The sequence below is a fragment of the Jannaschia sp. 2305UL9-9 genome, assembly GCF_041403465.1.
Lineage (GTDB): Bacteria > Pseudomonadota > Alphaproteobacteria > Rhodobacterales > Rhodobacteraceae > Jannaschia.
Window position 1 is genome coordinate 14,788 of record NZ_JBGEHM010000007.1, and the last position, 14,704, is coordinate 29,491.

Consider the following 14,704-nt stretch of genomic DNA (forward strand, 5'->3'; position numbering starts at 1 on the left):
CGATCCGAGGCATTGTTTGAAAGTCGAAAACAAAACAGGATCGGCGTTTTGCCGCCGGTCTGCTAGTCACTCGGGCAACAGCGCGTGGCCGGTCACGGCCGCCGATCCCATCGACGCAACAGACGCCCCCCCCGGGGGTGCCGCAAGGCAGAGCAAAGGACTTCCCCCCATGGTCACCGGAACCGCAGGCAACGACGATCTCTTCGGTAGCGCAGGAAACGATACGATCGACGGGCTGGCCGGCAACGACACGCTGACCGGACATTCGGGCAACGACGTGCTGCGCGGCGGGCCCGGCGACGACGCGTTCATCGGCGGGGCGGGCACCGACCGGATCGAAGGCGGCGGCGGCACCGACAAGGTGCTGTATTACCGGGAAACGGGAACGCTGGGCATCAACGCCAACCTGCAGACGGGCACCATCCTCGACACCTTCGGCAGTACCGACACGCTGTTCGCGGTCGAACAGATCTACGGCTCCAACCAGGGGGATACCTTCCTGGGCCACACGACGGCGGGCGACCTGCTGTTCGGCTGGGGCGGCAACGACAACATCAACGGGCGCGGCGGGAACGATACGCTGATCGGCGGCCAGGGGGCCGACACGATCACCGGTGGCGGCGGCGACGACCAGGTCGCCTATTTCCTCGAGACGGGCACCGCGGGCGTGCGCGTCGACCTGAACGCGGGCACGGCCATCGACACCCATGGCACCATCGACACCCTGGTCGACATCGACCGGGTGCTGGGCACCGAACGCGCCGACACCCTGCGCGGGTCGAACACGCTGGACGATCTGCTGTTCGGGCGCGGCGGCAACGACATCCTGGACGGGCGCGGCGGCAATGACACGCTGATCGGCGGGGCCGGCAACGATACGATCTCCGGCGGGGTGGGCACCGATCAGGTCGCCTACTTCCTCGAATCCGGCACGAACGGCGTCTCCGTCGACCTCGCGGCGGGCACCGCCACCGACAGCTTCGGCAATACCGACACGCTGGACGGCATCGAACAGGTCATCGGCACCGAACGCGCCGACACGATCATGGGCTCCGGCAACGACGACCGCCTGTTCGGGCGCGGTGGCAACGACCTCATCAACGGCCGCGACGGCCGCGATACCCTGGTGGGCGGGTCCGGCAACGATACGATCAACGGCAGCGACGGCGCCGATCAGGTCGCCTACTTCCTGGAAACCGGCACCGGCGGCGTCACCGTCGACCTGCGGGCGGGCACCGCCACCGATACCTTCGGCAACACCGATACCCTGATCGACGTCGAATACGTTCAGGGGTCGAACGCCGACGACGTCCTGCTGGGCACCGACGAGGACGGCGACCGCCTGTTCGGCCGCGACGGCAACGACACCATCGACGGGCGCGACGGCGACAACCTGATCTATACCGGCGCGGGCGACGACGTGATCCGCGTCGGCACCACCACCTTCGACGCGCGCGACACGGTCGTCATCAACGGCAACGGCAACAAGACCATCACCGGTACCGGGTCCGAGGGCACGCAATACGGCCACCACATCGTGTTCGAGGTGGATGCCGCGCTGACCGTCTCGCTCAAGGACGGCCTGGCCACCACCGCCAACGGGCTGCGCGTCGACTGGAGCGGGGGCCTGCATTTCCTCGAGGTCGGCGGCTCCGCCTATGACGACGTGATCACGGGCGGCCTCGTGATCCACGACGAACTCGAATGGTACGTCGGCCACCAGGGCAACGACACCATCGACGGCGGCACCGGCACCGGCGACACCATCGTCTACGACGACGAGGTCATCTTCGGTCAGTTCAACTACGAACTGGGCCGGCAGGAATTCGGCACCCACGGCGCCACCATCAACCTGGCCACCGGCGTGGCGACCGACACCTTCGGCTTTACCGACACGCTGATCAACATCGACCAGATCCGCGGCACCCGCTTTGCCGACATCGTCATCGGCTCGGACGAGGACAACGGCTTCTGGATGCTGGGCGGCAACGACGTCATCGACGGCGGCGCGGGCTTCGACCGGGTGCACTACGACGACGACACCATGCACGGCGGCAACGAGGCGGTGAACGTCAACCTCGTCACCGGGCGGGCCACCGACGGCTATGGCAACGTCGACCAGCTGTCGAACATCGAAGGGGTCTTCGCGACCGCCAAGAACGATACCGTCGTGGCCGATGGCGCCGACAACCGGGTGTTCGGTTTCGCGGGCAACGACACGGTGCGCGGCGGCGGCGGCGACGACGTCATCCTGGGCCACGAGGGGCGCGACACCCTGCGCGGCGATGCCGGCAACGACGAGATCTGGGGCGGCGACGGCGACGACACCATCGACGGCGGCGTGGGCATCGACGTGGCGCGCTACCGCGACGACACGTCTGGCATCACCGCCGACCTGAGCACGAACCGCGTCACCGACGGATCGGGCGGCACCGACACGCTGATCTCGATCGAGAACCTGCACGGCTCGGATCACCGCGACCGCATCACGGGTGACAGTGGCGCCAACCAGATCTTCGGCTACGGCGGGTCCGACATCATCTCGGGCGGCGCGGGCAAGGACGTCCTGCTGGGCGGGCGCGGCAACGACAGCATCGCGGGCGGGTCCGGCGACGACGAGATCTGGGGCGAGGCGGGCGCCGATACCCTTGACGGCGGCGCGGGCACCGACGTGGCGCGCTATCTCAGCGCGACATCGGGCGCCGTGATCGACCTGGCCGCGGGCTCCGCACAGGATGGCGACGGCACGCTGGACACGCTGCGCAACATCGAGAACGTGCACGGCTCCAACTTCGGGGACACGATCCGCGGCGACGCGGGCGCCAACCAGCTGTTCGGCTATGACGGCAACGACAGCGTGGCGGGCGGCGGCGGGGCCGACACCCTGCTGGGTGGTGCGGGCAACGACTTGCTGCAGGGCGGGTCGGGCAACGACGCCCTGCGCGGCGAGGCGGGCGGCGACACGCTGGACGGCGGCGCGGGCATGGACCTTGCGCGCTATCTGGACGCGTCGGCCGCGATCAACGTCAACCTCGGCACCGGCCTGGCCGCCGATGGCGACGGCGGACAGGACACGCTGATCTCGATCGAGGGTGTCCACGGATCGGACTTCGACGACACGATCACCGGTGACGCCGGCGGCAACCAGCTGTCGGGCTTCGGCGGCAACGACCTGCTGGTCGGCGCGGGCGGCGGCGACACCCTGCTGGGCGGCGACGGCGATGACCGGGTCGTGGGATCCGGTGACGACGACGAGTTGTGGGGCGAGGCGGGCAACGACACGCTCGACGGCTCCTCGGGCAGCGACCTCGTCCGCTACCGCACCGATACCGCCGGCATCACCGCCAACCTGGCCACCGGCACCGCGACCGACGGGTCGGGCGGCACCGACACGCTGATCTCGATCGAACGGCTGCACGGCTCCGACCATGGCGACAACATCACCGGCGACGGCAATGCCAACCGCCTGTTCGGCTTCGACGGCGGCGACACCATCGACGGCGGTGGCGGCGCGGACGTCCTGACGGGCGGCAACGACGACGACAGCCTGCTGGGCGGCGCCGGCAACGACGAGATCTGGGGCGGCAGCGGCGACGACACGCTGGACGGTGGCGCGGGCATCGACATCGCCCGCTACCTCGATGCAACGGGTGGCATCGACGTCGATCTGTCGGCGGGCACGGGCCGTGACGGATCGGGCGGCCGCGACAGCCTGACGGCCATCGAGAACGTGCACGGCTCCGACTATTCAGACGAGATCGAGGGCGACGGTCAGGCCAACGAACTGTTCGGTTTTGCCGGCGGCGACAGCCTGACCGGCAACGGCGGCAATGACATCCTGCTGGGCGGCGACGGCAACGACAGCCTGTCGGGCGGGTCCGGCGACGACCAGCTGTGGGGCGAGACGGGGACCGACACGCTGAACGGCGGATCGGGCTCCGACATGGCGCGCTATCGCTTCTCGACCTCCGGGGTCGAGGTCGACCTGACCACCGGCGTAGCCCTCGACGGGCTGGGCTATGTCGATACGCTGATTTCCATCGAACAGGTCCATGGCTCCGACTTCGGCGACCTGCTGATCGGCGATGACGGGGTCAACCAGCTGCAGGGCTTCGACGGGGCCGATACGATCGAGGCCGGCGCAGGCAACGACGTCCTGTCGGGCGGTGCGGGTGGCGACACCTACGTCTTCGGGGGCGACTTCGACTACAACGCGGTCAACGACCTGGGCAGCGGCACAGGCGATCACGTGATCGTTGAGGGCTATCGCTCCGTGAACGTGGGGATTGTGGAACAGGGCGCCAACATCCTGCTCGACTTCGGCTATGGCGATGCGATCGTCCTGGCCGGATCGCGCAACGCGGGTGCCGCCTCGACCATCGAAAGCGTGACCTTCGGGGACGGCGTCACCATGAGCCACGCCCAGATCGTCGCGGCCATCGGCCAGACCGCCATCTTCGCGCAGCTGACGGCATCCGACATCGACAATTCGCTGTTCGGCGACGCAGGCGACGACACCCTCGATGGCGAGGGCGGCGATGACATCGTCCTGGGTCAGGGCGGCGACGACGACCTGTCCGGCGGATCGGGTGCCGATACCCTGCGCGGCGGTGCGGGCGACGACACCATCGACGGGGGATCGGGCGACGATACCCTGTCCGGCGGGCGCGGTGCCGATACCTTCGTGCTGGCCTCGGGTGGCGGCGACGACCGGATCGAGGATTTCGAACTGGGCGTCGACCAGGTCCAGGCCAGCGGATCGGTCAGCCAGTCGAACGACAGCGCGGGCAACCGCGTACTGACCCTGGCGGATGGCTCCTCGGTCACGCTGGTCGGCGTCACCGGCAGCGGCGATCCCGACCCTTCGGTCGCCATCACCGGCGCGGCCACCGAGAACGCGACCCTGATGGCCGAACTCTCCGGTCTGACCGGGGTGCTGGGCAGCGACGCGGGCACGCCCGCCTATCGCTGGCTGCGCGATGGCGACAGCATCTCGGGAGCGACGGACGCGACCTATACGCTGGGACAGGACGATGTGGGCGCCGAGATTTCGGTCCGCGTCACCCTGGGTGGCGACACCCTGACCAGCGCCGCGACCGCGACCATCGAGAACGTCAACGACAGCCCCACGGGCGACGTGGTCGTCACCGGCACACCGGAAGAGGACAGCACCCTGACCGCCGACGCCTCGGGCGTCCGGGATGCCGACGGGCTAGGCAGCTTCAGCTACCAGTGGATGCGCGACGGGATCGCCATCGCCGGCGCCACCGACGACAGCTACCTTCTCTTGCAGGAGGACGCGCGCCACATGATCACCGTGGAGGTGTCCTATACCGATGACGAGGGAACCGACGAGACGGTCCTGTCGGGCCGCACCGGCCCGATCCTGAACGTCAACGATGCCCCCACCGGCATCGTGCGCTTTACCGGGTCCGCCGTCGAAGGATCGGTCCTGACCGGCGATGCCTCCTCGGTCGAGGATGCGGATGGCCTGGGCGAGCTGTCCTATCGCTGGCTGCGCGATGGCGACAACATCTCGGGGGCGACGGACGTGACCTATACCCTGACCGAGGACGACATCGGGGCCGAGATCAGCCTGCGCCTGCGCTACACCGACGATCAGGGCACGTTGGAGACGCTGATCTCCGATGCCTCGCCGCAGGTGGCGCGCGGCACGCTGACCCTGTTGGGCGACAGCGGCGACAACACCCTGCGCGGGGCGGAAGGCGACGACAACCTGTCGGGTCTGGCCGGCAACGACCGCCTGCTGGGCAACGATGGCAATGACACCCTGCGCGGTGGCGACGGGGTCGACACGCTGAACGGCGGCAACGGCAACGACAGCATTCAGGGCGGCGATTCAGACACCGACCTGCGCGACATCGTCTATGGCGGCGACGGCAACGACACGATCGACGGCGGCTATGGCAACGACCTGCTCAACGGCGATGCGGGCGACGATCAGATCGCGGGCGGCTTCGGCGCCGACACCGTGATCGGCGGATCCGGCGACGACACGCTGACCGGGTCGGCCTTCGGCGATGTCATCTTCGGCAACGACGGGATGGACTTCATCAACGGCGGCTTCGGGTCGGACCGGGTCAACGGCGGCGACGGCGCGGATCAGTTCTATCACCTCGGCATCGCGGACCACGGCTCCGACTGGATCCAGGACTACAACGCCGCAGACGGCGACGTGCTGTTCTATGGCGGCCGCGTCACGCGCGACCAGTTCCAGATCAACACGACCACGACCGTGGGCGCCGGGAACGACGACGTGGAGGAGGCCTTCGTCATCTTCCGCCCGACGGGTCAGATCCTCTGGGCGCTGGTCGATGGCGCGGGCCAGTCCGAGATCAACATCCAGCTCGGCTCCGAGACGTTCAACATCCTGACCTGATCGCGGTCGGGATCCCGGGAAAACGCGAAGGGGCCGCACCATCCGTGCGGCCCCTTTCGGCATCCTGCCGATGTCATGTCGACGGGTGGCGCAACCGCATGGGCCCGCCGGGCCGTCAAGTCATCCCGCGCTGGATCATCCGCGCCGTCATCCGCCGCCCGACCCGCACCCAGAACGACTGGGGGATGGTGTTGCGGAACACGGTCAGCGGCTCGATATCCGGGGGGGTCAGGGAAAAGTCGGGCTGATGCGGTGCCCGGCGTTCCTGCAACGTCTTGTTGAGGGGGGCGTAGTGCTTCTCCAGCTTGCGGAACTCCTCGCGCAGGAACAGGCACGACCGCATGTCGTCGGGAAACTCCAGATCCACGGCCTCGCTCACCAGTTCCACCAGCCAGGGCGGGGCGGCATTGGGTTCGGCCAGGATGTTCGCGGCCCAGGACGTGGCCGGCTTGGGGGATACGTTGGACGCGCCGCCGTTCACCGGCACCAGGTCATCCGCCGTCAGGCCCTCGACGCCCAGATGGCGCAGGAAGGTGCCCAGCACCCCGCCCTCGGCCCGGCGAATGGCGGCGAAATCCAGCAGGGTGATCTCTTCGGGGGCAAAGACCTCTTCCAGCTGGTCCAGCAGGCGCAGGTAATCGACCCACAGCCCCTCGACCATTCCCGTCTCCAAGGCCGCGCGGATCAGCTGCGGGGGGCGCGGCGGACTGCGGTACTTGGAGACCTCAAGGTAGATGGACTGCAGGAATTCCCATTGGGGCCGCAGGGTGCAGACCACCTCGATCTCGTCGAAATCCGACAGCAGGGCGCGCACCTCGGCAAAATCGGTCGCCCCCTTGGGATCGCCGCGCGACAGCTCCTCGCTGGATACGAAGACGGTGACCGGCCGATGGGCATATTCGGCGGCCAGCGCGGACAGGGCGGCACGGCTGCCCCCTTCGAGCGCATAGATCGGCGGCAGGTTGGCCCAGTCATAGGCCAGCCCGTGATGCCCCGTCACCCGGCCCAGACGCGGATAGATCACCCCGTGTTCGGCCAGCAGCGCACTGTTTTCCCAGAACGTGTCCTGAATGGTGGTAGTTGCCGTCTTGTGGGTTCCGATGTGCAGGACGATGCGCGACGGGCGCGCCGTGTCGGCGCCGGTCTTGGGGGCGGTGTCGGTCATGTCAGGTCAGATCGCTTTTGGATGTCGATGGGTCCAGGGGCCTGCGGTCGGCAGGCAGGGTGTCAGCGCCGGAGCGCGCGGCCGAGGGCCCGCGGACATGATCCGCAAGGACCTTGAGGTTCAGATCGCCATGCAGGGTCGTCGGCTCCAGCACGGCCTTCTCGGCCCATTCGTTCCAGGCGTTGACGAACAGCTCGCCCCGGTACGACCCTTCGAGGCGCGTGGCGCGCAGCGCGCCCAACCAGCGGCTGAACGAGGCGGGGTTGGCGCCATAGGCCATATGCGCATTCAGATGCCGGCGGGCGGTGTTGTCCCAGCTGGGCATGACGCCCGCGATGGTGTTGTCGGGCAGGTCGCCGGCATAGCCCGGGCTGACGGCGGTGCCGATGACGGTCTCATAGCTGTAGACGAGGCCCTTGAACCCGCCATGCACCTCGCGGCCCAGCAGGTTCCCTTGCGGGCCGCCGAACAGATAGGCATCGGCCTTGACGACACCGTGGGGCGGCATTTCCACCCAGAAGTCGAAGGCATCGTCGGACACCGGGCTTTCGCCTTCGATGTGGAAGCGCACGGCGCCCAGTTCGACCTCGCCGATGCCCTCGTCGCGGAAGGCGGCGCGCAGGCGTTCGACCGATGCATCCGGGTCGGGCATGTCCTCGGGGCGGTAGATGACGAAACGGGGCCGCGTGCCGTCGGGGCGCGCATAGCGCGGGTCGCGCATGTAGGGGGCGGTGTCATGGGCCAGCTTGGCCTCGAACCCCTCGTCATAGCTTTGCGGCATCAGGATCGTGCCCGACAGGCCGTCCCAGTTGCGCCGCCAGCTTTCGTTCGCCCAGCACAAGTAGAAGGGGAAATCGATGTCGGGGTTCGCCATCAGCTTGTCGATCGGCGTCTCGAGGATGCGACGGCCGTCGAACCAGTAGTGATAGACACAGAAGGCATCGATCCCGGCATCGCGGGCCATGGCGGCCTGATCGCCCATCACCTCGGTCGCCCGCAGGTCGTAGAAGCCCAGGTCGGACGGCAGAAGGGGCTGGGTATGGCCCGGAAACAGGCTCTGGGCCCCGACGGTGCCGCGCCATTCGGTGAACCCCTTGCCCCACCAGGCGTCGTTCTCGGGCGTGGGGTGGAACTGCGGCAGGTAGAACGCCGACACGAAGGTCGGGCGCGGCGCGGGGGCATAGTCCCTTGCCTCGGCCAGCTGGGTGGTCTGCACGACACGCTGCCCGGCCGTGTCGGCCAGGAACCCCATGGTCCGTTCCAGCGCATGGGCAAGGGTGCCGTCGACCTGCGCCGTCTCGGTGTCGAACTGCTCCTCGTGCAGGTGCAGGGACTTGAGCATTCCGACCATCAGGGGCTTCAGCCAGTAGATGGACCCGGCCGGGAACGACAGGCGCGATCCGTCGATCTCGATCTCCAGCCGGCGCAGCAGGTGACGCGTGATCTCGAGGTTGGAGCCCCACCATTTCGTGTCGTCGAAATGCTGTCCGTCGGCAACCCAGAACGCGGCCTCCTCGTCGGCAAGGAACGTGTCCAACAGGCCGGTCAGACCCTCCAGCGGCAGGATTCCGTCGGTCAGGTGCCGCCGCCAGTGGTCACCATCCTCCCGGTGGGGGGATTTCTTGGTATGCAGCTTGCAGACCGCCTCGTAGCCGTCCAGCGCGCCGGAATTGACCAACGTCAGGAACGGCAGGATATCGCGCCCCCGGTTGGCGACGGGCACGACCATGGCCTTCGGGAACCGCTCCCGGATCGTTTCGGCCAGGCCCTCCGTCTCGTCACCGCGCCATGTCAGCGTGACATAGAGGTCGAAATCCAGCGGGATCGACTCGAACCGCTCTGCGAATTCTTCCCACAGGTCGGGGTAATAGACATGCAGGACCACCGCGAAACGGGCGGTGTCGCGGGTCGGGTCGATCCGCAGCTTCGGGGCCATGATCTCGGGCAGTTCCTCGATCTTGGGCAATTCCTTGTGGATGCGGTCTTCCTTGTGGCCCGAAGCGGCCCAGTGGTGGAACGCCGACATGCCGGTCGCGGCCACGTCCTCGTTGTAGCGCAGGTAGGCGGAGGGCGAGAAATCGGGATTGGGCCGATACCCCCGCGCCTCGCCGAACACGATGTAATGGCGCAGCGGGAAATAGTGGAACCAGGGGTGGATCGCCGGATAGGCCCCCTTGTAGTAGACCGGGTCGAACAGGCCCGAGGCCTTGGCGTCGGCCAGATACCGGCGTTCTTCCCTGTTCAGGGCAAACAGGCGAAGAAACCTGGAAAGGCGGTCGAAAACACCGTTCTGAACAGTCGACATCAATGTGTATCCCAATCGTTTCCGCGGGCCATAGCAAGGGCGGATCGCCAAGGCAAACCTGCACGCGTCACGGTGTGGCCCTCTCCTGCGGGGCCAGCGTGATGGCAGCCCCCGGATCGCCGTCGATGCGGTCCGCGCTCAGCTGTGGCACGAAGGTCTGGGGCCATTCGGCATCGGCGGCGTCCGGAACATGCAGCACGTCCGCGTGCGCCACGTCGCCCCGCACCAGCATGCGGACCCGGTGCCCGTCGATACGGGCGCGCAGATCGGGGTCGATCCGGTCCGGCACCTCCGGCGCGAACCGTCTCAGCAGCACAAGCCCGAGGCGCCCCTGCCCCACCCCGTCGCAGGCGGCCAGCGCCGCGTCCAGCGCGGGGCCGGGGCGGCGGAAATCACCCGCCACGATACGGTCGAACCGACCGGCGGGCGCCCGCTCCGGCAGGATCGGGCCCGGCGCCGCGAAGGGCCGCGCCTGCCCGTCATATCGCAACCCCTCGGCGGGGGCCGCCGCATGGTGGAACAGCTGGGCCTCGCGATACTCGCGCCGCGCACCCGCCACCTCTCCGATGATGCCGGTCACGGGGTCGCGCACGGCGGACCCGGTCCCGTCGCGCTGCAACGTCAGGGGGCGTCCCCCCAAAACCGTCAGGGCCTGCGCCCCGAACAGGGTGACCAGGCGGCGCATCAGTTCACGGTCGGCCGAGACGCGGACGTCGTCCCACTGACCCAGATGTTCCGTCAGGGCCTGCCGCCGCACCATCACGGATGCGGCACAATCCCCCGTCATGTCCCCCCGCCCCGTCCAGCGTCCGCAGGTCAGGTCATCCTGTACCCGCACCTGGGGCGTGGTGCAGGCGACGATATCGGAATGCGTCTCTAGATAGGCGATCTGTGTCTCTATCCGGGCGGGATGAACCCAGTCGTCGGCATCCATCAGCGTGACGTAATGCCCCCGCGCCACGGCCAGCCCCGCGTTGCGTGCGCAATAGGCGCCCCTGTTCACCGGCTGACGCAACACGCGGATGCGCGGGTCGTCACGGGCCGCGGCCTGGGCGATATCGGCGGTGGCATCCGTGCTGGCATCGTCGATCACGACGATGTCCAGATCGGTCCAGGTCTGCGCCTGAATTGCGCGCAGGGCCGTGGGCAGGGTCATCGCCGCGTTGTGCGCCGCCAGCAGGACCGTGACGCAGGCGCCCTCCACCGCCGGGGACAGGACGCCTGCCGCGGTCTCGATCCGGTCGAAGGCGGGCCCCTGCCCCGGCATCAGTGCCAGCGATGTCTCCAGCGCATCGCCCAACCGCGCCAACCGTGCCTCAGGGGTGGGATCGGCCCAGGTATGGGCCAGCTCCGCATCCGTGCCCCAGCCGCCCGCCGCCATCGCCTGCGTCCGCGCCAGACGCGCGGCGGGGGCATTGCCGTCCAGTGCGAAGCTGACCTGTTCCAGCACCGCGAGACGCAGCTGATCCCCCGGCGGTCCCGGCTCCATCGCCAGGTCGAGACGCGCCTGCAACAGGCGCCGGCGCGCGGCCGCCCCCCGGCCACGGCGCAGGTGCCAGATCGCCATCTCCCAGGCCGCGATGGCCCGGTGGCGTCCGGGGACATCACCGTCGGCCATCCGGCGCAATTCGGCCACGGCCGGCGCCTCCAGCCCCTGCCCCCACAGACAGTCGCGCAGCCCGGCCAGACGCTGTTCCGCGTCTCGGGCGGCGGCCTGCCGTGCGGTGGGCACCCGCCCCTCGGCCCGGCCCTGATCCACATAGTGCAGCGCGGGCAGGACCCCGGCGCCCGCCAGATCGGGATAGGCCGACAGGTAATACCGCGTGTCGAACCGCGGCCCCGGATCCCGGCCCAGCCGTGCCCCGTAACAGACATAGTGCACCGCAGGGTCCAACGCCCCCCGGGCCACATCCGGATACATGTCCAGATACCAATCCGCGTCGAACACGTCGCCCGCCGCGCGCAATCGGGCGGCGGCGGCGTGCTGTGCCGCGGTGACATGGGGGGCGCCCGTCATTCCGCCACCGCCTGTGCCTGCAGGTCCATGGCACGCAGGCGGGCCGCAGCCCCCATGCGCGCCAACCCGCGCCGCGCCGCCGACAGGGCCAGCACCGCGCGCGCCGCGGCCGCCGGATCGTCCGCCGGCACCACCAGGCCGGACACGCCGTGTTCCACCAGATCGGGCGGCGCCCCCCGGTCGTAGCAGACGACCGGACGGCCCGCCGCCATCCCCTCCATCACCGTGCGCCCGAAGCTTTCGGCGAAGCGCGACAGGCTGAGCACGACATCGAGGTTGGCCATCGCCTCGACCGGGGTGGCGGCGTATCCCGCGAAATCGACGTTTCCGGGCCAGGGTCGCAACAGGTGCAGGTCCGCCGTCGGCGGCCCCACGAAGACGAACCGCAACCGATCGTCGAGATGTTCGGTCAGGCGCGCCACCGCCAGCAGGTCCGCGACCCCCTTCTTGGCCACGTTCGACGACACCAGCCCCGCACGCAGCACCCCGCCGCGTATGGCCGCCGGGGCAGGCAGGGAGAACAGCGCGGGCGCCACCGCGTTGGGCCGTACCGTGACGCGGTCCCCCGCCCCCAGCCAGCGCCGCGCCGCCTGCGCCGTGACGACGAAGCGATCCGCCTGCGACAGCAGGGTCTCGCGCAGGGCTTCGGGGCCCATGTCCAGCGACGTGGTCAGGGCGCTGTCCTCGGCGGGCAGTTCGCGCACGTGGACGACCGTGGGCACCCCGGCCTCGCGCGCGGCCAGCAGCGGCGCATCCAGCACGAGGGTGTTCACATGCACCTCCTGCGGGGCGTGGCGCGCGATCAGGTCACGGGCGGCGGCGACGCTGCGCGGATCGGGCGCGCGATACCCGTTGCGCCAGGCCTGCGGCAGGGTCTCGACCGCGACCGACAAGGCCAGCAGACGGTCCAGATACTCCGGATTGCGCAGGGCCGGCACCACGACGACGGGCCGCTGGCCGCGTCCGACCATCCCCTCCAGCACGTGCAGCAGGCTGCGTTCCGCCCCGAACAGGGTCTTGCCCGAGGTATGGGCGAACATCATGATGCGCGGCCCTGCCTCATCCGCCAACGCGCCCTCGAAGGTCGGGCAGGGCGCGGCCCCCTGCCCTTCGGTCAGGTAGTGGACCAGCGGATTGACGTCATCGTCCAGCCCTGCGGCGATGCGGTATCCCCCGGTGGAAAACCCCGGCCCCGGATCGCGGTTCTCGGAGGCGCCACCCGCAAGGTAGTGGTCGACGGGGTCGACCTCGGCCACCATGACGTCGGGATTGGCCTGCTGATACCAGACGGCATCGAACAGGTCGGACCCCGCCAGCAGGTCATGATCGTCGGGCGCGGGCTGCGGATCGCCGACGCCCGCGGCGTCGGGTATGCGAAAGGGGCGCAGGTCGGGCACCTGCGGCAGGTACAGATCCGCAACCTCGGCCCCGTCATGCCAGCGCCGCGCGGCGAACATGTAGTCGCGGCGCAGGCCCCCGAACTGGCTGCGCAGATGGGTGGCGGAGGTCACCGTCAGCGATGCGGGATCGGTCCGCCCGAACGCCAGCGGCACGCCGGCATAGACCTCTTGGATGGAGGCCGCCCCATGGGCCGTGATCACACGATAGTAATACTCGGTATCCGCGTTGACCCGCGCCCTGTCCCAATAGCCCAGCGTGTCGCGCAGGCCCGCCCGGATCATCAGGGACGACACGTTGCGATGCACCCAGGCTTCCTCCATCCGCCAGCGGGTCATCTCCAGCTCGGGGCCCACGCGCACCCAGTGCGAGACCGTCGCCACCAGGTCGGGATGCGCGATCAGGGGCGTGACCTGCGCCGCGATCTTTTGCGGATGCGACCAGTCGTCGGCATCGTGGACGGTCACGAAATCGCCCGTCGCAGCGGCGAACCCCGCATTGCGCGTGGGATAGGCCCCCTGGTTGCGGCCCATTTCCAGCACACGGATGCGCGGGTCGCGGGCGGCATGATCGCGGGCGATGACCGCGCTGTCGTCGGTGCTGCCGTCGTCGACCACCAGAATCTCCAGCGCAGGCCAGCTCTGCCGCATCAGGCCATCCAGCGCACAGGCGAGGTGGGCACTGCCGTTGTGGACGGGCAGGATGACGGTCACGACGGGATGCGGCCCGCCGCCGGGCACGTCGGGCACGGGCGGCACGGTGATCGCGGCCAGCCGGTCCAGCGGCGCCCCCTGTCCCGGCGATACCGCCAGGGACACCAGATCCCCCCGCCCCGCATGCAGCTCCGGCAGCAGCCCCTGCCAGTCGCCCCCCGTGGCCCGTGCCAGAACGATGCGCGCCAAGGTGATGTCCGGGATGTCGCCGAACCGTGTGACGGCCTCCGCCAGCACCGTCTTCGCCAATGTCAGACCCGCATCGTCGCCTGCCCGCGCACCGACCTGCACCGCCAGGAGCCATGGCCCCGGATGCCCGACGGGACGATCCGCGTCGGCCACGGCGTGAAAGGCGGTGATCGCCTCGAGCGCCCCGGCCACGTCATCGCGATCCAGCCGCCACCGGGCCAGCGCCCAACCCGCCATCGCCCGTTCGCTGGGCACGTCACCCGTCAGCAGGTCCGTCAGCGCAGGCTCTGCCATGGCCGCGTGACCGCGCCACAGCGCATGGTCCAGTTCGGCGGCACGCGACCGCAGATAGCGGCGCCCCTCGGACCGCCCGACGGTGCGGTAATGATCGCCCGGATCCTGTCCCGACAGGCGCACATCCGTATGCGTCTGCAGGTACCAGACAGGGTCGAACCCCCGTGGTAGAGACATGTTCGCGTGCGTTTCTGACATGTCCGCCACCGGCAAGGCCACATCC

General features: G+C 69.2%; 5 protein-coding genes. 1 reads left to right on the forward strand and 4 read right to left on the reverse strand.

Annotated features, from left to right (window positions below):
* Window positions 1–169 precede the first annotated feature (169 nt).
* A complete protein-coding gene (locus tag V6N07_RS17390) occupies window positions 170–6,400 on the forward strand; it encodes a hypothetical protein (protein WP_371158137.1) in 6,231 nt (2,076 codons plus the stop codon).
* A gap of 115 nt (window positions 6,401–6,515) precedes the next feature.
* On the opposite strand, the gene V6N07_RS17395 is transcribed toward V6N07_RS17390, so the two are convergent.
* The 4 genes from V6N07_RS17395 to V6N07_RS17410 form a co-directional block, all read right to left on the reverse strand.
* A complete protein-coding gene (locus V6N07_RS17395; protein ID WP_371158138.1) occupies window positions 6,516–7,565 on the reverse strand; it encodes a hypothetical protein in 1,050 nt (349 codons plus the stop codon).
* A gap of 1 nt (window position 7,566) precedes the next feature.
* On the reverse strand, window positions 7,567–9,870 hold the full coding sequence (locus V6N07_RS17400) for a glycoside hydrolase family 99-like domain-containing protein (RefSeq protein ID WP_371158140.1): 2,304 nt from the start codon (window positions 9,868–9,870) through the stop codon (window positions 7,567–7,569).
* Window positions 9,871–9,937: 67 nt separating this feature from the next.
* A complete protein-coding gene (locus V6N07_RS17405; protein ID WP_371158142.1) occupies window positions 9,938–11,887 on the reverse strand; it encodes a glycosyltransferase family 2 protein in 1,950 nt (649 codons plus the stop codon).
* Window positions 11,884–14,679 carry a glycosyltransferase gene (locus V6N07_RS17410; protein WP_371158143.1) on the reverse strand — a complete coding sequence of 932 codons (2,796 nt, stop codon included), beginning with the start codon at window positions 14,677–14,679 and terminating at the stop codon, window positions 11,884–11,886. Before V6N07_RS17410 ends, V6N07_RS17405 begins: the two co-directional genes overlap by 4 nt.
* Window positions 14,680–14,704 lie beyond the last annotated feature (25 nt).